Genomic DNA, 19,868 nt, shown 5'->3' with positions numbered 1-19,868 from the left:
GGTCCCGATCAGCGAGCGGTGGCTCGGCCGTTGCCGATGGCGTCCTTGTGTCCCCAGCGTCCCGGAATGTTCAGCAGCTCGATCCGGCCGAAGCGCGCCGGAATCGCCGGGTGCACAACCAGGTGCTCGCCGTACGGCTCCAGGCCGAGCAGGGTACGCAGCAGCAGGAACGTGGCACCTGTGGCGGAGGCCTGGGGACTGTTCGCGGCCGGGTACGGCACCGGATAGCGGGTCAGCTCGCGGTCGTAGCCGGCGAAGGCCTCGGGCATCCGCCCCGCGAAGTGCTGGGACGCCTCGACGACGGACTCCGCGATGATCCCCGCCTCCTCGACGAAGCCGTAGCGGTGCAACCCGCAGGCGATGAGCGAGTTGTCGAACGGCCACACCGTACCCACGTGGTATCCGAGCGGGTTGTAACTGGCCTGCCCGGTGGCGAGGGTCCGCACTCCCCAGCCGGAGAAGAGCCGTGGCCCGAGCAGGTGACCGGCGACCGCGGCGGCCCGGGACGGGTCCACGATGCCGCTCCACAGCAGGTGGCCCATGTTCGACGCCAACGCGTCCACCCGGTCGCCGTCGGGGCCGAGCGCCAGCGCGAAGTACCCGCCGTCGTCGAGCCAGAAGTCGCTGTTGAACCGTTGCTTGAGCGCCTCGGCCTGCCGTTCCAGGCGGTCGGCGTACGCCGGGTCGCCCCAGAACTCGCGGGCCAGCCGGGCCCCGCGTCGCTTCGCGTCGTACGCGTAACCCTGCAGTTCGCAGGTGGCGCGCGGCAGCCCGGGCAGTCGGCCGTCCTGGTAACAGATCGATTCCGGGGTGTCCTTCCAACAGTGGTTCTGGGCCCCGCTCTCGTCGTTGCGCGGCTGGTACCAGAGATAGCCGTCACCGCGCAGGTCGCCGTACTCGTCGATCCAGTGCAGGGCGGCGCGGGCGGCGTCCTCCAGGTCCCGCACCAGCGCGCCGTCGCCGGTCCAGCGCTCGTACTCGTCGAGCAGCACGATGAACAGCGGCGTCACGTCCGCCCCGCCGTAGTACGGCGACTGGGGACGATGCTCGAAGGCGGCCATCTCCCCGTACCGGAACTCGTTGAGGATCTTGCCGGGTTCCTCGTCCCGGAAGTCGTCGAGCACCGTGCCCTGGTCCAGGGCGAGCAGCCGCAGCGTGGTGGCCGCCATCCGGGGGACGAACGGCAACGTCTGGTAGCAGGTCAGGAGGTTGTCGCGGCCGATGATGGTGGCCGACCAGGGCAACCCGGCGGCGAGCATGGTCTCGTGCGGCAGCGCCAGCGGAGAGAAACGCAGACCGGCCAGGTCCACCAGCCCTCGCTGGTAGGTCATGCACAACGACTCCCAGTCGCAGTACAACTGGGGAGCCTCGGCGAGCCACTGGCTGAGGTCGTGCGGCAGCTCGGTGCCGACCTTGCCGCGCGGATGCCGCAGCCGTTCCCGCACGTCCGCCCCGTCCGGACGCAGCACCCGCCCTTCCACCCGCAGGGTCGTGGTCCACCGGCCCTGCGGGTCGACCCGGATCCGGTAGGTCAGCCCGCGTTCGTCGAGTTCGGCGGGCTCACTCGACGAGATGTCGGCGACCCGGTGGAAGTTCTCTCGTCGGTAGCCGAGCCGCAGGACACCGTCGGAGACGTCCCGATAGCCACGCAGCGCCGAACCGTGCGGCCAGACCACGTTGTAGACCGGGGCGAAGTCGCTGTCCACGTCGACGCGGAGCAGGTACTCGACGGGCTCGCTTGTGTGGTTGAGCACGGTCAGGCGCTCGGTGAAGGCGCTGTCGGCGATCCACCGGTCGCGGATGACCGAGACCTTCGCGTCGACGTAGTGGGTCGGATGACCGGGAACCAGGAAGAACCGGATCTTGTAATAGTTCGGTTCGTGCACGGCCAGCGGGTGCAGTTGCTCCCCGTCGAGACTCAGTCGCCAGGTGGACAGGAACCGGGTGTCGAAGGCGAAGAACCCACTCGGGTTGGTGGGGCTGAAGACCATGTCGCCGTTGTCCTCGCTCAGCGCGAAGATGTTGCCGTCGAGGATACGGACCAGCTTCTTCACCCCGGCTCCCCGTCAGCGGCCGGCGGCACCTCGTCAGCCGACGCGGATTGTCGGCTGTCGGTCAGGGCGTGGGGATGCAGGCGGGCGGCCACCTCACGGGGGTGGTGGGCGTCGGGCGGTGGCGCGAACAGCCGCTCCAGCATGACGACGAACCGGAACTCTCCGTCGGCTGTGAAATCGTTGCGCAGCCATGCCGGAAGGGGCTTCACCTCACCGCGGGTCATCCGGAGGAAGAGTTGCTCGTCGGCGCAGATCACCGTGTCCGCGTCCGGTGCCGCCCCGTACGACACCGCGATCCGACCCTGCTCGATGCTGACCAGCCAGCTGTCGACCCGGTCGGGATAGCGCAGATCGAAGCGCACGGTGCCGGAGACCTGGCGCAGCATCCGCCCCCCACCCTTGGCGAGACCGTCGAAGTAGGCGCGCGCAGCCTCCGACATCCCGGCACCTCCTGCGGGCCGTGCCCGGCCGAGGGCTGGCACCGGGCTGGCCCGAGCCGGCGGCGGAGCGCCGGTCGAACTCCTCCGCCATCGTCACTTTAACGGCTTTGGTCCGCTCTGGAGGTGGTCTGTCACGGCTGGGTCATCGGTACCCGGGCGAGGTGACGGATAGCCGGGACAACACCTCGGCGGCGGCGCGCTCGCCCGCCTCGACCGCCCCGTCGAGATAGCCGGTCCAGTGGGTCGCGGTTTCCGTGCCCGCCCAGTGGATCCGGCCCACCGGCGCCCGCAACGACGGCCCGTACTCCTGCCAGGCACCGGGGGTCAGCGCGCCGCCGAAGCAGCCACGGGTCCACGGGTCGGCCGACCAGTCGTGGTCGACGACCATCTCGACCTGCCGAGCGGCCGGACCGGCGATCGCGGCCAGGGCGTCGAGCAGCGTCGCCGTGCGTGCCGGTGGTGCCATGCCCCGCAGGGCGTTGGCCGCCGGCCCGTAGCTGAACAGGGTCAGCACCCCGCGGGCGGAGGTCGGCGTGCCGTTGTCGACGGTCTCCGTGATCGGTCCGTCGGAGCAGGTGGCGACCCCGGACCAGCCGTCGGCCCGCCAGAACGGTGCCGGGTAGATGGCGTGCGTCTTGAGCGCCGACCCCATCGGCATCCGCTGGGTCAGTCCGTCCCGCAGCGCGGGCAGCGCGGGGGCGTACCGGATGCGGCCGGCCAGTGCCGGTGGCACCGCGACCACCACCGCGGCGGCCTCGAAGCGCTCCGCCTCGGCACGGACCACCACCGATCCGTCGTCCTGCCCGATCGTGTCCACCGGGGTGGACAACCGCACCACACCCGGGCCGAGCCCGGCGGCCATCGCCTCGGCCAGCGCCGCCGGTCCGCCGACGATCCGGTCCTGCTGCGCACCACCGACCATCCCCAGCAACGACCTGGCCCCACCGCCGCTGCGCAGGTAGCAGGCCATCTGGAGCACTGACACCTGGCTCGCGGAGGTGGCCAGCAGACCACCGGCGAGCAACCGGTCGAGGTAACGGGCCGTGACCGGATCCGGGGCGGTGCCCGCGAGCCAGTCGCCCAGGGTGGTGGCGTCCCATCGGGCCGCCTCGGGCGCCGTCCAGGGTGCGGCCGGGTCCAGCCGCTCGGCGTACCCGTCGAGCAGGTCGACGACGCGGGACGCGACATCGGGCGCCGCGTCCCGCCGTGCTCCGTCCCACAGCACCGCCGGCGCGCCGACCGAGGCGGACGGGAACGTCTCCAAGGCGTACCTGCGCACCAGGGCGTACACCCGGTCCTGGCCGGGGCCGATCCACTGCGCGCCCAGATCGAGCTGGGTACCGTCGTCGAGCCACCGCGTCAACGCCCGGCCACCGACTCGGTCACGGGCCTCCAGCACCCGCACCTGTACACCGGCCCGGATGAGGCGGAGTGCGGCGGCGAGACCGGAGAACCCGGCCCCGACCACGAGAACGTCGGTCATGCCCCGGTCTACCCGTTCCGGGCCGAAGTCAAAGTCCTCGCCGCCGACACCCGACCCGTGCCGCTCCGTGCGGTGGAGATCGGCATTGGTTTCCGGCCAGCCGCCGCCTATGGTGGTTCGATGCGACAGGCCGTGCTGCTCGACCGCGTCGCCGCCGTCAGGGCGGCGGCGCCGGCTGTGCTGCGCGCGCAGGGCGCGGCGCGTCGTATCCCGGCGCGGACCGGCCACGGCCAGCCTCGTCCCGCCGGTCGGAGCCCTCCGGAGACCGTTCACAGACAAGGTGACGGCCAAGGGCGAAGCGCACAGCTTCGGCCCTTTTTCTTTTTCCCGGAAGGAACCGACATGAGTGACCGGACAGACACCCACGACAAGCAGTGGCTCACCAACCTGGAACTGACGTTGAACCATGAGTTCCAGGCGCAGACGGCTCGGCTGACCCAGCTGACGGCCGACACCGGCGATCCGGCGCAGGCGCACACGAACGCCGCGCTGATCGCCGCCACCCGGCAGAGCCTCGACCAGATCTCCGGGGCACTGCGGCGCCTCACCGCCGGCGGCTACGGCAGCTGCGAGAAGTGCGGAACGGAGATCCCCCGGGAGCGCCTGGAGATCCTGCCGCACGCGCGCTTCTGCGTGCCCTGCCAGCAGAAGCAGAACCGCTGACCGCTGACCGCGGTACCGGCCGCCGGCCTCAGGGAAACGGCGGCCGGTCCGTGGTCACCTCGGGTGCCCCGGACGGTTCGGGAGGCAGACTGGCGGTGACGGTCGCGGTCAGGCCGTCTGGCCGGCGGGTCAGCGTCAACGCCCCGGTCAGGTGGTGGGCGAGCCAGAGTCCCCGGCCACCCGGAGTGGTGGTGGCCGGCAGGTGCACCGGCAGCTCGCCGCCGCTTTCCTGGCCATGATCGGTGATCTCGCAGATGAGCAGGTCGGCCTGCCGGAACAGGTCGAGTCGTCCGCGTCCTCCGCCGTGCAGCACGGCGTTTGTGACAAGTTCGTGCACGGCCAGCACGAGATCCTCGGCGACGTCCCCGGTGAGACCGGCGGCGGCCACCCGCGCGGTGAGCAGGTGCCGCAGCGCCGTCACTGTCTGTGCGGTGAACGACTCGGACAGTAGTGCGGTCGTCTCGTCGGCGCCGGGGGGCGGATCGCCGGGATCCCGGGCGTCCGGCGGGCCGAGGTAGTTCATGCAGGCAGAGTACGTCGTCTACGGACATCCGCGACCTTTGCCAAAGGGCAACCATCCGGGGGCTATTCGCCCCCTTCCACCGAGGTCCGCCCGAAGGAACGACCCAGGCGGCGTACCTCCGCCTCCATCTGCTCGGACAGTTCCCCGCCGCCGAACCTGTCGATCAGCCGGTCGGCGAACCCACTGAGCACCACCGGTCGCAGGGCCTGGACCAGGGCGATGGACCGTGGCACGTACACCTTGCGACGGCGACCTTCGATGCCGCGCAGCAGCGCCTCGGCGCACCGCTCGACGCTCACCACGCTGTTCAGCGGCCAGGGCAGCCGGCGCTGCGCGGCGTGGAAGGAGGCGAGGTCGTCGCGGATGTCGCGCACCATGTCGGTGTCGATCCAGATGGGGTGTGCGGTGCCCACGGTCAGTCCGCGCCGGCGGTTCTCCAGCCGCAGCACGTTGCCGAACTGCTCGACACCCGCCTTCGACGCGCAGTACGCGGCCATCCCGGGCATGGCGGCGAAGGCCGCCGCCGACGACACGATCAGGACGTGGCCCCGGGCGGCGAGCAGGTGCGGCAACGCCGCGCTGACCGTGCGGACCACGCCCGTCAGGTTCACCTCGATGGTGCGGGCCAGGGCGTCGACCGGGCCGGACGAGACGGTGCCGAGATTGGCGATGCCGGCGTTGGCCACCACCACGTCGATGCCGCCGTACCGTTGCACGGTGGAGGCGACGGCGTCGTCGACTCCCGCCTGGTCGGTGACGTCGCACTCGTACCAGTGCCCGTCCAACTCGGCCGCCAGCTGCCGCAACAGTGTCGGTTCCAGGCCGGCCAGGGCGACCCGGGCGCCCCGGGCGGCGGCGGCCCGGGCCAGTTGGGCGCCGATACCCCGCGCCGCTCCGGTGATCAGGACGGTCCGGTCGCGTAGCTCAAACCGCATCTGTGCTCCTGGTCCCGGTCGCCGTCAGCGGCGACCCAGTGGTGGTCTGCCAGACGGTACCGGGCATCCGCCGGTCGACCCATCCGGTGCCGGGACGGCCCGGTGCGCACGCCCACCCGGTCGGCACCGCAGGCGTCCATGGTCAGCAGCGCGGACATCGGGAAGGATCCACCCCGAGGCCGTAGGCGGCGAGGACCACGACAAGGAGAACCGGATGGCTGACTTCGTCGGCGCCGTGGACCAGGGCACCACAAGCACCAGGTTCATGATCTTCGACCACGGTGGCAACGAGGTCGGCCGCCACCAACTCGAACACCAGCAGATCCTGCCGCGTGCCGGCTGGGTCGAGCACAATCCGCTGGAGATCTGGGAACGCACCCAGACGGTCGTCCGGACGGCGCTGAACACGCACAGCCTGGCCGCTGGTGACCTGGCCGCGCTGGGCATCACCAATCAGCGGGAGACGACAGTGGTGTGGAACCGGCGCACCGGCCGGCCGTACTACAACGCCATCGTGTGGCAGGACACCCGGACCGATCGGATCGCCTCGGCGCTGGAGCGCGACGGGCGCGGTGAGGTCATCCGACGCAAGGCCGGCCTGCCACCGGCGACCTACTTCTCCGGCGGCAAGATCCAGTGGATCCTGGAGAACGTCGACGGGGTGCGGGCGGCCGCCGAACGCGGTGAGGCGATCTTCGGCAACACCGACACCTGGCTGTTGTGGCACCTCACCGGCGGCATCGACGGCGGCGCACACGTCACCGACCCGACGAACGCCAGCCGGACCATGCTGATGAACCTGGAGACCCTGGACTGGGACGACGAGTTGCTGTCCTTCTTCGACATCCCACGAGCCATGCTGCCGCGGATCGTCCCGTCCTCCGACCCGGACGCCTACGGCGTCACGCTGCCCAACGGCCCGTTCGCCGGCCCGGTTCCGATCACCGGGGACCTGGGCGATCAGCAGGCGGCCACCGTCGGCCAGGTCTGCTTCGCCCCCGGCGAGGCGAAGAACACCTACGGTACGGGCAACTTCATGCTGCTGAACACCGGAACGGAGATCGTCCGCTCCGAGGCCGGGCTGCTCACCACCGTGTGCTACCAGTTCGCCGGGCAGCCGCCGGTCTACGCGCTCGAAGGCTCCATCGCCGTCACCGGCTCGGCGGTGCAGTGGCTCCGGGACCAGTTGAAGATCATCAGCAGTGCCTCCCAGAGCGAGGACCTCGCCCGTCAGGTCGACGACAACGGCGGGGTCTATTTCGTACCCGCCTTCTCCGGACTGTTCGCCCCGTACTGGCGATCCGACGCCCGGGGCGCGATCGTCGGCCTGTCCCGCTACAACACCGACGGACACATCGCCCGGGCGACCCTGGAGGCCATCTGCTATCAGAGCCGCGACGTGGCCGAGGCGATGGCGCAGGACTCGGGCGTCCCGCTGGAGTGCCTCAAGGTCGACGGCGGGGTCACCGTCAACGACCTCTGCATGCAGTTGCAGGCGGACATCCTCGGCGTACCGGTCAGCCGGCCGGTGGTCGCTGAGACCACAGCGCTCGGCGCGGCCTACGCCGCCGGCCTGGCCGTCGGCTTCTGGCGGGACACCGAGGAACTGCGGGAGAACTGGAACGAGAGCAGGCGTTGGCAGCCGTCCTGGTCGCCGGAGCAGCGGGCGGCCGGTTACGCCGGGTGGCAGAAGGCGGTGCGGCGCACGCTGGACTGGGTCGACGTCGGCTGACAGATCCACCCACCCGGCGATCACGTTTCGTCGACGTTAACGTCACTGCGTGTCCGGGTCGCGGTGCCGGAATGTCCGGTCGGTCTGCTTTAGCATCCCGATGTCCGGCAGCTGCCGGAGGTGTGCACAGGGAGGGCAACCATGCGGATCGCGCGCGCACTCATGGTGGTCGTGGTCGTGTTGTCGGCCGGTGTACTGGCCGGCGCGGCTCACGCGGCGTCACCGTTCACAGTGGTCAACGGGTCGATCCAGGCTGCGACGGGCACGCCGCGGCCACCGTCGGGCACCCATGCCACGCTGTGGCACAACGCCAGTTACGCCACGATTCCCGTGCAGGGCGCCGGACGGCTGGTCGTCGGTGCGATAGGCGACCACTGTGACGGCTGGCCGACCCTGCGGGTCAGCGTGGACGGCGACCCGGTCGGTGAGGTCACCGTGACCAGCGCCACCGACTACGGGAGTTACCCGGTCGGCGCGTACCTGCCGCAGGGCCGGTACGACGTCCGGATCGAACTTGTCAACGACAGGTACACGGGCGTGTGTGACCGCAACGCGCACCTGGCATACGTGCGTACCCAGCCGCCCCCGGCCGCGGACCCGAGCTTCACCTTCGCGGTGGTCCCGGACACCCAGGAGGAGGTGCTGACGGCCGGCGACACCCGGCTGCGTCAGCGCGTCGACTGGCTAGTCGCCCACCGTGCCGGTCTCGACCTGCGCTTCGTCACGCACTCCGGTGACGTGGTCAACTACGACACCTCCGACCACGTGCAGTACGAGCGTGCCCGAACCGCCCTGCGGCCGCTGGAGACGGCCGGCATCCCGTACACCCTCGCCGTCGGCAACCACGACACCCAGGCCGCCGGGCCGGACGGGGAACTACGCAGCCCCGCCGGGCGGTTGTTGCGCGACACGACGGTGTTCAACAGGTATTTCACCGCCGGGCGGTTCGGGGCGGTGCGTGGCCAGTTCGAGGCTGGCAAGGTGGACAACGCCTACGCCACGTACACCGCCGGTGGGGTGCGGTGGCTGGTGCTCAGCCTGGAGCTGTGGCCGCGCCGGGCCGCCGTCGCCTGGGCGCAGTCCGTCGTGGCCGCCCATCCCCGGCACAACGTGGTGATCGTGACCCACCACTACCTGGAGAACGACGCCACGATCGGTCAGGTGTCCAGCTACGGTTCCACGAGCCCGCAGTACGTCTTCGACAATCTGGTGGCGCGGTACCCGAACATCAGGTTCGTCTTCTCCGGCCACACCGGCACGGCCGCGTCCCGGGTGGACACCGGCGTGCACGGCAACCGGATCTACTCCTTCCTGCAGACGTTCCACTCCCGCCGGACCAACCCGGTGCGGCTGGTGGAGATCGACACGGCGGCCAACTCGCTGCGTACCTGGATCTACGCGCCGCACACCGACGAGGAGTTCCCGGCCCACGAACGCACGTACGCCGGGATCGGCCTGGTGCGGTGACCGTCCGGCCGCCGTCTCGAAACTATCTCAGAACCGTCTCATTATCATCGTCCGTGTCGAGGTGGCGGTAGACGGTGGCGCGCGAGACGCCGAACTCGGCGGCGATCTCGTCGGCTGAGTGGGTGCCCGCCAGATGCATCCGCCGGGCGGCCCGTACCTGGTCCGGGCTCATCGCCCGGGGTCGTCCCGGCCGCCGCCGGCCCACCCGGCCCACCCGGCCCACCCGGTCGCGCCCCGTCGCGACAGCGCCGGAGGGCGCGCCGGCCGCTGCGTCGCCGCCGACCCCGGGTTCGTCGGCCGTTCCGGGGCCGGTCGTCCCGGGTTCGCCGGTCGTTCCGGGGCCGGTCGTCCCGGGTTCGCCGGTCGTTCCGGGTTCGCCTGCCGTGGCGGTGGTGGCGGCCCGGGGAGCCGTCTGCTGCTCGCCGGGGGGCGTCTCGCCGAGCAGGCGGCAGGCGCCGTCGAGCATGTCTTCCCGCAGGACCGACGCGGGCACGTCGATCATGAACACCACCGGATCGCTGCACATGGCGATGGCCTGGACCGCCCGAACCCGGTCCCGGCGTCCGGCGTTCGGCCCGGCAACGATCTGGTTGGCCCGCATGGCGATCTGCACCAGCCGGTGGTAGGTGCTGCCCCGGTCGACGAGGGCGAGGTCGTGGAAGAGCATGCCGAGCGGGCCACGGTGCGCCAGCATGGTGTCCACCCAGCCCTCCAGCAGCGTCCATCTCGCCTGCCGGCCGGGCAGTGCCCCGGCCTCGTCCAGCAGCGTCTCCAGGTCGCGGACCAGGGGTTCGGCAAGTGCGGCGAGCAGGTGCGACTTGCTGGGGAAGTGGTAGAGGATGGCGGCCTTGGTCAGCCGCAACCGTTCGGCGATCTGCCGCAACGAGGTGCGTTGGTAGCCCTGCTCGGAGAAGAGGTCCAACGCGGTGCGCAGGATCCGGCTGCGGGTGTCGTCCGTCTTCTCCCAGGTCATGGAACCCAGCGTAAGCGGTCCTGACCGCCGGACGGTACGGCTCGCGTCCATCCCTTACCATCGGTCAGTGCAGTGGTTCGGTAGAAACCGGTACGGCGGGAGGCAACCATGTCCGTGATCGCCATCGAGAACCTCGTCAAGACCTTCGGCGGCGTACGCGCGCTGGACGGGCTCGACCTGAGGGTGGAACCGGGGGAGGTGCACGGCTTCCTCGGACCCAACGGCTCGGGCAAGTCGACAACCATCCGGATCCTGCTCGGCCTGCTGCGCCGCGACTCCGGGCAGGTTCGCATCCTCGACGGCGACCCGTGGCGCGACGCGGTCGCGTTGCACAGGCGACTGGCGTACGTACCGGGCGACGTCAACCTCTGGCCCAACCTCTCCGGCGGGGAGGCGATCGACCTGTTCGGCGCGCTGCGTGGCGGGCTGGACCGGCGTCGTCGCGACGAACTGCTGCGGCGTTTCGACCTGGACCCGACGAAGAAGTGCCGCACCTACTCGAAGGGCAACCGGCAGAAGGTCGCCATCGTCGCCGCCTTCGCCTCCGACGTCGAGCTGTACGTGCTCGACGAGCCCACCTCCGGGCTGGACCCGCTGATGGAGGCGGTGTTCCAGGAGGAGGTCCGCCAGCTCACCGAGGCCGGCGCGAGTGTCCTGCTCTCCAGCCACGTACTGGCCGAGGTCGAGGCGCTCTGCGACCGGGTCAGCATCATCCGGGAGGGCCGGGTCGTCGAGGCCGGCACCCTGTCCGAGCTGCGCCACCTGGCGCGCACCACGGTCACCGTCGAGACCGGACGCCCCGTGATCGGACTGACCGAACTGCCTGGCGTGCACGAGGTCCGCCCCGTCGACGGTCGGGTCCGGCTGGAGGTCGAACCCGAACACCTCGACACGCTGCTGGCCCACCTGGTCCGCTTCGAGGTCCGCGCGCTGACCAGCACACCGCCCACCCTGGAGGAACTGTTCCTGCGGCACTACGGCGACGCCATCGACGCTGACCAGCCAGCGCCGATCGGAGGCACCCGATGAGCGCCTTCACCGGCACCACCCGGCTCGCCCGGCTCGCCCTGCGTCGCGACCGGGTCCGGCTGGCCATCTGGACGCTCGGCAGCCCGGTCATCGGCTATGCCCTCGCCGAGAGCGTGGCGAGCATCTACCCGGACGAGCAGAACCGCGTCGGGTACGCCGAGGTGGCCAACACAAGCGTCGTGGCCCGCGCCTTCAACGGCCCGGTCGCCAGCACCGATCTCGGTGCCGTGGTGGTCACCGAGACGTACCTCACCCTGGCCGTGCTCGCCGCGCTGCTCAGCACCTTCGCCGTCGTCCGGCACACCCGCCAGAACGAGGAGACCGGCCGGGCCGAACTGCTCGGTGCCGCCGCCATCGGCAGGTACGCGCTGCTCACCGCGGCCCTGGTCGTCGTGGTCGGTGCCAACGTGCTGGCCGGGGCGTTGCTCGCGCTCGTTCTCGTCGGTGCCGGGCTACCGGCCGCCGGCTCGGTGGCCGCCGCAGCCGCGATCACCGGAGTCGGTCTCGCCTTCACCGGCGTGGCCGCCGTCACCGCCCAGCTCTCGGTGACCTCCCGGGGCGCCAACGCGCTCGCCGCCGCCGCTGTCGGCGTGGCGTTTCTGCTCCGGGCCACAGGTGACGTGCTCGGTGAACGAGCCGCCGACGGGGTACGCCTGGACAGCGCCTGGCCGACCTGGCTGTCGCCAATGGGCTGGGGCACCCAGGTCCGTGCCTTCGGCGACGAACGATGGTGGGTGCTCGGGCTGCCTGTCGCGCTGCTCGTCGTCGGGGTCGCCGGGGCGTACGCGCTCGCCGAACGCCGCGACGTCGGCGCCGGCCTGCTCGCCGCGAGACGGGGACCGGCGCGGGCCGCCGCCGGTCTGCTCAGCCCGGCCGGGCTGACCTGGCGGCTGCACCGGGGCGCGTTGGCCGGCTGGGCGGTCGCGGTGGCGGTGCTCGGCCTCGCCATGGGACTGGCCGGCAACGAGGTGGACGATATGATCGCCGACAATCCGGCAGCCGCCGAGGCGATCGCCCAACTCGGTGGCGGAGACGAACTGCTCGACGCCTTCCTGGCGGCGATGCTCGGCCTGTTCGCCCTGACCATCGGGGCGTACGTGGTGCAGGCCCTGCTCCGGGTACGCGGCGACGAGTCCGACGGCATCCTCGAACCGCTGCTCGCCACCGCGGTCAGCCGCACCAGGTGGTTGAGCACGCAGGTGGCCGGTGCCGTCCTCGGCGCGTTGGCGTTGATGCTGCTGGCCGGGGCCACCACAGGTCTCGGTTACGGGCTGGCCGCCGGTGATCCGGCCGGTTGGACAGTCGAGCTGACCGGGGCGGCGCTGCTGCGGCTGCCGGCGCTGCTTGTCGTCGCCGGGGTGGTGACCGCCCTGTTCGGGGCGCTGCCCCGGCTGTCTGTCGCGTTGAGCTGGGCGGTGCTCATCGTGTTCCTGCTGCTCGGCCAGCTGGGGGCCGCGTTGGACCTGCCGCAGGCGGCGCTGAACCTCTCCCCGTACACCCATGTGCCGTCGGTGCCCGCCGTCGACGTCACGGTCCTGCCCCTGGTGCTCCTCACCGCCGTCGCCGCCGCCCTCCTCGCGCTCGGCCTGACCACCTTCCGCCACCGCGACACCCCCATCTGAGGAGCCGCCCCGAATTGATCACTTGCAGTCGAGCGACTCGACACGCCACGGCGACAGTGAATGCTCGGGGTGTCGGTCAGCGCGGAGCACGCCGGGTTCCACGGAAGATACGATGTGCGGCGGGGCCGCCAGGCGGTGCCAGCGTAGTTGCGTGATGGCGTCAAGCACGTCACGCGCAGCGGCTGCCGTGGCACAGTCCGCCGTGTGGCAGATCGGGCAGGTGCCGTCCAACGGTTGATGATCACGAAGGGTTCGGCGGGCGGTGAGGGCGAGTCGATTGAGAATTTGGGCCAGGGACAGCAGCGGCGCGGTCATGTTGCCGTCACCCCGAGGGCTGCGGCGAGCTGGACGATCGTCGTCGGAGCGTGTCGGCTCCGGAGCACGTCAGCGAGCAGATCGCGGGCGGCGGGCCGGTGCCGTACCTCAGCGGGTGCGGTGCTCTGGGCTTGCAGCAGGGTCCGAGCCGCGCTGGTGGGATCGTGGGCGTGCAGGTGCGCGCGGGCGGCGTCGATCAGGTGGGCGGCGCGATGCTCGACGGGTAGCCACCGCCAACCGTCGCGTCGGACCGTCCTCTGATGCCAGGCCACCGCCTCACCCGCGTCGCCCAACTCCAGTGCCGCCACTGTCCGCGCTGCGGTGACGGCGGTGGGCCCGAAGGCGGTGCGATGGTGGTCATGACCGTCGCCCACCCGGTCGGCCAGGTCGGCGGCCTCGTCGAGCAGGTCGGCAGCGGCGCGCTCATCGCCCTCGCCGGATGCCGCCAACGCGCCCTGCACGAGCAGCGTGCCGCACAAGGACAACTGCGCCGACGAGCCGCCGTCGAGGTCCGGCGGGGCGATCCGGTACGCGGCGGTCCGCACGGTCGACACCGCTGATCGCGCCCGCCCGGTGGCGCGCAGCACCTCCCCGAGCTGCACCGCTGCCGTGGCGACCAGCACGGCATCGCCGGTGGCCAGCGTCATCGCCCGGTCGGCGGCCAACCAGGCCAACTCGGTCTCAGCGAGCTTCGTCAGCAGTGCCGCGCCGATCCGGTACGCCTCCACCAGTGGCACGCGCCCCGACACCGGCTCGCGGGCGAAACCACGCTGCGCCCCGCTGATCAGCTCGGGCAGCAGTTCGGTCAACTGGGGGTACCGTGCGTGCTGGTAGGTGGTCCAGGCGTAAGCCACGCCGCGCGTCACCTGAGCTGCCGCCGAAACGTCACGGTCCGGCACCCGCCGGCCCACCGCGATGTCGTACGCCGACAGTGCCGCCCGGATCCGCTCCACCGAGCCGGCCCGCTCGCTGTCGGCGACGGGACGGACGTCGCGGCCCAACAGCACCGACTGATCGACCCGCAGCACAGCGGCAATCTCCGCGATCGTGGACACTTTGTCCAGCGGTCGGGCACCCCGCTCGACCTTGTCGACCCAGCTCTTCGACTTGCCCAGCCGGTCGGCGAACACCTGCTGCGACATCCGTCGCCGCCCCCGCCAGTACGCCACCCGCCGACCGATCGGCAACTCACCCACGCCGCCACCGCCGATCCGACACCGCCCGGGTCGTCTCCTCGACCGGAATTCGCTCCGCCTCGGCCTGGGCGAGCACTCGACGCAGCGCCGCTTCCCGCTCGGCCGCCTCGATCCGCTCGCCCTCACCGGGTGTGCCCAGCTTGTTCTGGTCGCTCATTCCCGACTCCTCCGCAATCAGAAGTGGCAGCGAAGAGCCAGCAAACCCTGTCGCTACCGTCTGATTACGCTAAGCAATCGAGTGTTCGAGTCTGGGGTACGCGGCGTACCCGGTGACGAGGCGTACCTAAAGGTCGAGGACACCGATTCGACGTGCGAGGTCAACCGCCTCGGCGCGGATCGACGCCGGTGCTTCGTGGGACAGCCGGGTGACCATGTCCTGCGCCACCGGCGAGTAACGGACCGTATCCGGTGACGTCGCCTCGGCTCGCGCCAGTAGATGGAGGGTAGCTTCTCTCGCACCCTCTAGGTCGGCAGAACGTGCCAGCTCCACGTAGTGCCGACCCCGGCGCTCTGTCGATGGAATCGATGCCGGGTCGAGGGCGTGGGCGCGGCGCTGTGCCTCGTCCGGATCACCCAGATCCACTGCGCACATCACCGCGTATACGTCGACCAAGGGCCGCGATACGCGGGTCTGCAAGCCCACGAAACCCTTAGGCAGCGCCCGGTCGACGATTGATCGAGCGGTGTCCCAATCCGACCACGCGCCTTGGTCGCCGGTCCTGGCGCGGGTAAGGGCCGCGCAGAGGTGCAGGTCGGCGAGCACTTCCGCCCATTCGGGACCGCTATCCGCTACGTGCGGTTCGATAAGCCCGCGCGCTTCCCGAAGCCGCTCCAACGCTTCGTCACCGCGGCCGACCGAGCGCAGCAGGTGTGCGGCAAACCAACTCGCTCGTGCGATAGCCAGTGGGTCGTCCGCGTCCAGGGCGGCGGTCATTCCACGATCAACGGTCAACCAGACCAACTCACGGTCGCCATGCCATGCCAGGTATGCCTGGGTGAGATGGTAAGCCTGCGCGAGCAGGGCGAGGCTCGCCCGTCGATCATCGCCGGAATGCAATCGAACTGCCCGTTGGGTGGCATCTAGCAGGGCGGGCAGGATCTCTCCCGCCGCCGTGCGCTGGTGTCGAGACGTGTGCCAGGTCTGCCATGCGGAACCGACTGCACCACGGAGATAGTCGGTGCTCTCCGGTTCGCCGTCGAGGACAATGTGCCAGGCGGTCAACGCACGGCGGACCTCGTGCACTGCGGGATGACTGACCCGGCTGCCGAGAGACAGCGCCACGGACGGACCAAAGAGGTCACCGAGATCCCGAACTCCGAGGTGTGGTGCCATCTGCTGCGCGGCACGTAGGGTCAAAGACCGGCGGCCGTTCTCGATGAACTTCACAGTGGTCGCGGATAGCCCGCTCAAGTTGGCGAGGCGTTCGCGGGAGAGTCCGGCGGCTCGACGTAGCCGCTCGACACGCTGGCCTGGCCTGGGCTGCTCTTGACTGGTCACGACCAACACCTCGCTCGATGGGGTACATCGTGTACCTCACGGTACGCGGAGCTTCCGGCGAGGGGAAGAGGCGGAAGTGGATCACCACAAAAGTGCGGTGGAGCAACGTGTTATGTGTGGATCTTTCGCATATCCCGGTGGTCGAGATTTTTCTGATTCAGAGATGAGATCGTCAGGTGCTGGCTGACTCTCTTCTAGCCTTCTTGGATAATGAACAACATGGCGTTGATCAAAGTTTCACTGCTCGACGGCAGCCCAGGCGACCTGCATTCCCTGTTCACCTGGTTGCAGCGCACCGATGAACTCCGTGGGAGAGTGCGAACGCTGCCTCGCCAACCCGGCCCGCACGAGATGGGCGGCGCGTTGGAGATCATTTCTGTCGCGCTCAGCAGCGGTGGTGCGGCTGCCGTGCTGGCAGGTGCTCTTAATACTTGGTTGCAGTCGCGGCGTGCTCGCGTCAGCGTAGAGTTCGTCGTTGATGAGACGGGCGAGACCCTTCGGAGGGTCGAGGTCGAGGCCAGCAACGCAGCGTCAATCAAGGAGCTGTATGAAACCTTGGCCTCGAACGGGAAGGTGTCATGAACGCGAGGCTCCCGGAGCGACAAGCATCGCGTGCCCTGCTCATCGGGTCGTCGCGGTTCTCGCACGAAGGCTTGCACGACCTTCCAGCGACCGTCAACAACGTGCGGGCGTTAGCCGATGCCCTCACCGATCCGGCCTTGGGCGGCCTCGACCCATCAGGCTGCCGGGTGTTGACCGACCCGACGACTCCGCAGCAGGTTGGCGATGCGATTGACGGGGTCGTCAACGAGGCGCTGGATACGCTGCTGGTGTACTACTCAGGCCACGGGATGCTGAACCAACGCGGTGAACTGTTTCTGGCCGTTGAAACTACCGACCCGGACCCGCGTCGGGTCCACTACTTCGGCGTCCCGATGGGCTGGCTCCGGTCCGCACTGGCCGATAGCCCTGCACGTAACCGGATCCTGATCCTGGATTGCTGCTTCTCGGGGCACGCAACGCAGGCGATGTCGGGCACCGCCCCGGCGGTCAGTGGAAATCTCGACATCCATGGGACCTACACCTTGGCGTCTGCGCCTGCTCACGAAACCGCAGTTGCACCTGTTGGTGCGCAGTTCACCGCTTTCACCGGCGAGTTGTTGCGCACGTTGCGTCAGGGTGTCCCAGACGGCGGTGAACTGCTGACGCTCGGCGACATCTACCCGGCGCTGACCCGGGCGCTGCTGGCGAGCGGGATGCCCCGCCCGCAGCGTCTTGGCACCGGCATGGCAGACCACATCGCACTGGCCCGCAACCGGGCCTATCGGCCAGCAACTCCATCAACCGTGAAGCCGCGCACGGTCTCGGAACCGCGTGGAACCACTATCACGCCTGGTGTGCGGTCCACGAACGAGCAGGATCCGAAGGTGGCCGCCGAGTTCCACGCGGCCATGCTGGACGGTTACCGAAGGGCTAAGAAAGAGCTGAACTACAACGCGGGCAACTTCATACAGATGGTGCAGCAGGTAGGCGGGCTGGAAGCGGCCCGCCGGCTACTGAGGGCAAGTTCAGTTTCCAGCGGCTTTACCACTCTGTGGGAGAAGGGCAGGCTTGACCTCGCAGTCGAGGCGGTGGTTCTCCAAGACCGATTCGCCGGGCTGTTCAGCGATGAGGAACTGGACATTGCCCGAGACCGACTGGCCGAGTACGGATACTCACCGGCTCAGACCTCGTAGACCTTGACCACCTCGTCTCCGTAGTGGTTGACCACCTTCACAGCGATCTTCCCTGACTCGGGTCGGGGGAACGGGCGAGAGCGGTGGCCGTAGAGGCTGGACCAGGCAGACTCGTCGATCTGCGCACGGAGTGCCTTGCGCAGTCGGGAGTAAGGGTCCAGCCCGTCCGGCTTGCCCTCGCTGCCGGCGAAGTAGATGTGCCGGACGAAGAACTCTTCCTCGTTGTAGTCGGTGTCGATCATCCACAGCGCAATGTCGTCGACACCATTGTCCGGCCGCAACTCCCCGGTGGTGGGGTTGTAGACGTCGACACCGCGGATTTCGACAACGAGCCCATCCGGCGCCGGGTCGACGGCGATGTCCGGCTCACCGAAGACCGTGAACAGGTTGGCCGTCCCGGTCTTCTTGAGCAGCGTGTCGCCCATGGCCAGGTCCGCGTTCATCCGGACCAACAGGATCGGAAGCCTGCCGAGCTGCCGCTGCTCCGCGACGGTGGCAAAGTCGTTGCCCTCCGGGGCGAACTCACCGGCGGCGTCGCTGGCCCGCCCATCAAAGCCGAACGCGCACACCAGCAGTAGGTCGAAGCCGACGCCCTTGAGTGCCTCCCGGGCCGCGTCCTTGACCCAGTCGGCGTCCACTGTGCCGTACTGAGGGCCGACGCTAACCGCGATCCGAGCCGACGTGCCCTCGTCGTCGTTGCGTCGGGCGGCTTCCGCGTGGACGAACTTGCCGGGGTACGGATTCAGCGAGGCGAACTCCAGACGTTCGTTCCGCCAGCCGTTCTGCACTCCTGCCTTGGCGAGGTTATCCAGGATCGTCTTGACGTAAGCGTTGACGTCGGTCCCGTTGGCCTGCTCCTCGCCGACCGAGAAGTTTGCCGGTCGGTGCGGCGACAGGCTCTCCACGGTGAACCTGCCGGCCACGCGGATGCGCTTCCTGTCCTCGTAGGGACGGTCGTAGAGCAACTCGGTCTCGGCATGACGAGCGATCGCCGCGTCGATCTCCTTGCGGCTCATGCCTTCCTTGATGTCCGGGTTGTTGGCGATGGACTTGAGCGTCACGTGCGGGACACGCTCGTAGACGAAACCCTTGCGGATGTCGTTGCCGGGGGGTGTAGGTGGCACCTCGGCACCGGACAGTTCCCGCTCCTTAGCCCGACCCTCGACAGAGTCAGCGAGCAGGTAGGCAGGGTACTTCGCACCTACGAGCCGTTGGCGGGCAAGCGTGATCGCCACCCGCGAGGTGTCGATGGTGATCCATCGTCGCCCCCACTGCTCAGCCACGTAGGCGGTGGTTCCCGACCCACAGGTCGGATCAAGCACCAGATCCCCGGGATCGGTGCACATCAACATGCACCGCTCGACGACCTTGGTATTTGTTTGCACAACATACACCTTTGGATCGCCGAACCCAGATGTGACTGTGTCGTCCCAGAGGTTACTGAATGGGAATGCTGCGAAATCGTCGAAGTAGCGAATGTAAGTTAGCGTGTTACCGACGGGCATGAGGCGGTTGGCGCTTTTGAGGCGTGTCATGCCAGCGTCGTTTGTCTTCCATCGCGCCTGCATGCCGGGAGTGAAGCTACGTCCACCTACTTGCACTTCGAACCACGATGACGCACCTTCTCCCTTGGCGCGCCCGGCGCTCTGGCTAGTAAGTTGGTCACGTCGAAAAAGGCGTCCAGGCTTTCGTCCAAGCAGGGCATCCTGGTCCGCCTGCATTCGTGTACCATCAGGCGTCTCAATCCAACTATACTGGCCGGAGCCTTGGCCGCCGTACTCGCGAGTCTTAAATAGTTGGCGATACTTGACCCTGCTGCGATCCAAGCAATACCAAAGGATGTAGTCATTCACTCCGCCCAGATAATCCCCGGTGGAGCTAGTGGTCTTCTTGTACGTGATCAGTGAGAGGAAATTATCAGGTCCGAAGACTTCGTCGAGTAGGCAGCGGACTAGGTGGACGTTCTCGTCGCCGATCTGCACGAAGATGCTGCCGGACTCGGTGAGCAGGTCGCGCGCGATGATCAGCCGGTCGCGAAGGTACGCCAGGTAGGAGTTGATGCCCAGCTCCCAGGTGTCCCGGAATGCCTTGATCTGCTCGACCTCACGGGTGACGTCGGCGAGGTTGCCGTCCTTGACGTCCCGCTTGCGGGCGGACATCTGCCAGTTCGAGCCGAACTTGATGCCGTAAGGCGGATCGATG

18 protein-coding genes and 1 pseudogene are annotated in these 19,868 nt (G+C 69.1%); 7 read left to right on the top strand and 12 right to left on the bottom strand.

From position 1 onward, the window contains the following. Positions 1-8 precede the first annotated feature (8 nt). From Van01_RS23265 to Van01_RS23255, 3 genes are all read right to left on the bottom strand, one after another. Positions 9-2,054: an amylo-alpha-1,6-glucosidase gene (locus Van01_RS23265; RefSeq protein WP_204011473.1), complete on the bottom strand. Its 2,046-nt coding sequence runs from the start codon at positions 2,052-2,054 to the stop codon at positions 9-11. Then, positions 2,051-2,494 (bottom strand): SCP2 sterol-binding domain-containing protein, encoded by a 444-nt coding sequence (locus Van01_RS23260; protein WP_204011471.1) that lies wholly within the window; start codon positions 2,492-2,494, stop codon positions 2,051-2,053. Before Van01_RS23260 ends, Van01_RS23265 begins: the two co-directional genes overlap by 4 nt. Positions 2,495-2,636: 142 nt before the next feature. After that, the gene (locus Van01_RS23255) at positions 2,637-3,977 is read right to left on the bottom strand and encodes a flavin monoamine oxidase family protein (RefSeq protein WP_204011470.1); all 1,341 of its coding nucleotides are present in this window, start codon (positions 3,975-3,977) and stop codon (positions 2,637-2,639) included. Positions 3,978-4,319: 342 nt separating this feature from the next. Here Van01_RS23255 and Van01_RS23250 point away from each other — a divergent pair, with 342 nt between their 5' ends. Continuing rightward, the gene (locus tag Van01_RS23250; protein WP_099845615.1) at positions 4,320-4,640 is read left to right on the top strand and encodes a TraR/DksA family transcriptional regulator; all 321 of its coding nucleotides are present in this window, start codon (positions 4,320-4,322) and stop codon (positions 4,638-4,640) included. Positions 4,641-4,668: 28 nt separating this feature from the next. On the opposite strand, the gene Van01_RS23245 is transcribed toward Van01_RS23250, so the two are convergent. Together Van01_RS23245 and Van01_RS23240 are read right to left on the bottom strand one after the other, a co-directional pair. Continuing rightward, positions 4,669-5,163 carry an ATP-binding protein gene (locus tag Van01_RS23245; protein WP_204011463.1) on the bottom strand — a complete coding sequence of 165 codons (495 nt, stop codon included), beginning with the start codon at positions 5,161-5,163 and terminating at the stop codon, positions 4,669-4,671. A 62-nt stretch (positions 5,164-5,225) separates the two neighbouring features. Continuing rightward, entirely contained in the window at positions 5,226-6,098 is an 873-nt protein-coding gene (locus Van01_RS23240; RefSeq protein ID WP_204011460.1) for an SDR family oxidoreductase, read from the bottom strand. Positions 6,099-6,312: 214 nt separating this feature from the next. Here Van01_RS23240 and glpK point away from each other — a divergent pair, with 214 nt between their 5' ends. After that, the gene (gene glpK, locus Van01_RS23235) at positions 6,313-7,830 is read left to right on the top strand and encodes a glycerol kinase GlpK (RefSeq protein WP_204011459.1); all 1,518 of its coding nucleotides are present in this window, start codon (positions 6,313-6,315) and stop codon (positions 7,828-7,830) included. Positions 7,831-7,971: 141 nt separating this feature from the next. Then, a complete protein-coding gene (locus tag Van01_RS23230) occupies positions 7,972-9,297 on the top strand; it encodes a metallophosphoesterase (protein ID WP_204011454.1) in 1,326 nt (441 codons plus the stop codon). Between the two features lie 22 nt (positions 9,298-9,319). On the opposite strand, the gene Van01_RS23225 is transcribed toward Van01_RS23230, so the two are convergent. Further along, the gene (locus Van01_RS23225) at positions 9,320-9,964 is read right to left on the bottom strand and encodes a helix-turn-helix domain-containing protein (protein ID WP_444543477.1); all 645 of its coding nucleotides are present in this window, start codon (positions 9,962-9,964) and stop codon (positions 9,320-9,322) included. A gap of 149 nt (positions 9,965-10,113) precedes the next feature. Continuing rightward, positions 10,114-10,270 (bottom strand): annotated as a pseudogene (locus Van01_RS33930) (TetR/AcrR family transcriptional regulator); the annotation flags it as partial. 108 nt (positions 10,271-10,378) lie between these two features. Between Van01_RS33930 and Van01_RS23220 the strand changes: the two are divergent. Together Van01_RS23220 and Van01_RS23215 are read left to right on the top strand one after the other, a co-directional pair. Further along, positions 10,379-11,299 (top strand): ABC transporter ATP-binding protein, encoded by a 921-nt coding sequence (locus Van01_RS23220; protein WP_204011447.1) that lies wholly within the window; start codon positions 10,379-10,381, stop codon positions 11,297-11,299. Beyond that, entirely contained in the window at positions 11,296-12,921 is a 1,626-nt protein-coding gene (locus Van01_RS23215) for an ABC transporter permease (RefSeq protein WP_204011444.1), read from the top strand. The genes Van01_RS23220 and Van01_RS23215 overlap by 4 nt, the downstream gene beginning before the upstream one ends. Before the next feature lie 18 nt (positions 12,922-12,939). On the opposite strand, the gene Van01_RS23210 is transcribed toward Van01_RS23215, so the two are convergent. The 4 genes from Van01_RS23210 to Van01_RS23195 all read right to left on the bottom strand — a co-directional run bounded on the left by Van01_RS23210 (position 12,940) and on the right by Van01_RS23195 (position 15,930). Then, complete coding sequence (locus Van01_RS23210; RefSeq protein ID WP_204011441.1) at positions 12,940-13,236, bottom strand: hypothetical protein; 297 nt, start codon at positions 13,234-13,236, stop codon at positions 12,940-12,942. Then, positions 13,233-14,432: a helix-turn-helix domain-containing protein gene (locus Van01_RS23205; RefSeq protein ID WP_239099244.1), complete on the bottom strand. Its 1,200-nt coding sequence runs from the start codon at positions 14,430-14,432 to the stop codon at positions 13,233-13,235. Before Van01_RS23205 ends, Van01_RS23210 begins: the two co-directional genes overlap by 4 nt. Then, positions 14,425-14,589: a hypothetical protein gene (locus Van01_RS23200; protein WP_204011438.1), complete on the bottom strand. Its 165-nt coding sequence runs from the start codon at positions 14,587-14,589 to the stop codon at positions 14,425-14,427. Before Van01_RS23200 ends, Van01_RS23205 begins: the two co-directional genes overlap by 8 nt. A gap of 126 nt (positions 14,590-14,715) precedes the next feature. Continuing rightward, positions 14,716-15,930 (bottom strand): helix-turn-helix domain-containing protein, encoded by a 1,215-nt coding sequence (locus Van01_RS23195; protein ID WP_204011436.1) that lies wholly within the window; start codon positions 15,928-15,930, stop codon positions 14,716-14,718. A 210-nt stretch (positions 15,931-16,140) separates the two neighbouring features. Between Van01_RS23195 and Van01_RS23190 the strand changes: the two genes are divergently transcribed. Continuing rightward, positions 16,141-16,512 (top strand): effector-associated constant component EACC1, encoded by a 372-nt coding sequence (locus Van01_RS23190; RefSeq protein WP_204011433.1) that lies wholly within the window; start codon positions 16,141-16,143, stop codon positions 16,510-16,512. Continuing rightward, a complete protein-coding gene (locus tag Van01_RS23185; protein ID WP_204011430.1) occupies positions 16,509-17,666 on the top strand; it encodes a caspase family protein in 1,158 nt (385 codons plus the stop codon). Before Van01_RS23190 ends, Van01_RS23185 begins: the two co-directional genes overlap by 4 nt. On the opposite strand, the gene Van01_RS23180 is transcribed toward Van01_RS23185, so the two are convergent. Then, positions 17,654-19,868 (bottom strand): site-specific DNA-methyltransferase (locus tag Van01_RS23180; RefSeq protein WP_204011427.1); only part of this gene is annotated, 2,215 nt, incomplete at its 5' end. The two genes, Van01_RS23185 and Van01_RS23180, sit on opposite strands and share 13 nt — an antisense overlap.

The sequence above is a fragment of the Micromonospora andamanensis genome, assembly GCF_016863495.1.
GTDB classification, from domain to species: Bacteria; Actinomycetota; Actinomycetes; order Mycobacteriales; family Micromonosporaceae; genus Micromonospora; species Micromonospora andamanensis.
Note: the sequence above shows the minus strand (reverse complement) of the source record. Positions and strands in the feature narration are given on the sequence as shown.

What these genes read in the sequence shown, in the direction of transcription:
- Van01_RS23250 (WP_099845615.1), top strand. Translation starts at nt 4,320, where the DNA reads ATGAGTGACCGGACAGACACCCACGACAAGCAGTGGCTCACCAACCTG.
- Van01_RS23210 (WP_204011441.1), bottom strand. Translation starts at nt 13,236, where the DNA reads ATGACCGCGCCGCTGCTGTCCCTGGCCCAAATTCTCAATCGACTCGCC.
- Van01_RS23215 (WP_204011444.1), top strand. Translation starts at nt 11,296, where the DNA reads ATGAGCGCCTTCACCGGCACCACCCGGCTCGCCCGGCTCGCCCTGCGT.
- Van01_RS23240 (WP_204011460.1), bottom strand. Translation starts at nt 6,098, where the DNA reads ATGCGGTTTGAGCTACGCGACCGGACCGTCCTGATCACCGGAGCGGCG.
- Van01_RS23255 (WP_204011470.1), bottom strand. Translation starts at nt 3,977, where the DNA reads ATGACCGACGTTCTCGTGGTCGGGGCCGGGTTCTCCGGTCTCGCCGCC.
- Van01_RS23225 (WP_444543477.1), bottom strand. Translation starts at nt 9,964, where the DNA reads ATGCTCTTCCACGACCTCGCCCTCGTCGACCGGGGCAGCACCTACCAC.
- Van01_RS23185 (WP_204011430.1), top strand. Translation starts at nt 16,509, where the DNA reads ATGAACGCGAGGCTCCCGGAGCGACAAGCATCGCGTGCCCTGCTCATC.
- Van01_RS23260 (WP_204011471.1), bottom strand. Translation starts at nt 2,494, where the DNA reads ATGTCGGAGGCTGCGCGCGCCTACTTCGACGGTCTCGCCAAGGGTGGG.
- Van01_RS23230 (WP_204011454.1), top strand. Translation starts at nt 7,972, where the DNA reads ATGCGGATCGCGCGCGCACTCATGGTGGTCGTGGTCGTGTTGTCGGCC.
- glpK (WP_204011459.1), top strand. Translation starts at nt 6,313, where the DNA reads ATGGCTGACTTCGTCGGCGCCGTGGACCAGGGCACCACAAGCACCAGG.
- Van01_RS23245 (WP_204011463.1), bottom strand. Translation starts at nt 5,163, where the DNA reads ATGAACTACCTCGGCCCGCCGGACGCCCGGGATCCCGGCGATCCGCCC.
- Van01_RS23190 (WP_204011433.1), top strand. Translation starts at nt 16,141, where the DNA reads ATGAACAACATGGCGTTGATCAAAGTTTCACTGCTCGACGGCAGCCCA.
- Van01_RS23200 (WP_204011438.1), bottom strand. Translation starts at nt 14,589, where the DNA reads ATGAGCGACCAGAACAAGCTGGGCACACCCGGTGAGGGCGAGCGGATC.
- Van01_RS23220 (WP_204011447.1), top strand. Translation starts at nt 10,379, where the DNA reads ATGTCCGTGATCGCCATCGAGAACCTCGTCAAGACCTTCGGCGGCGTA.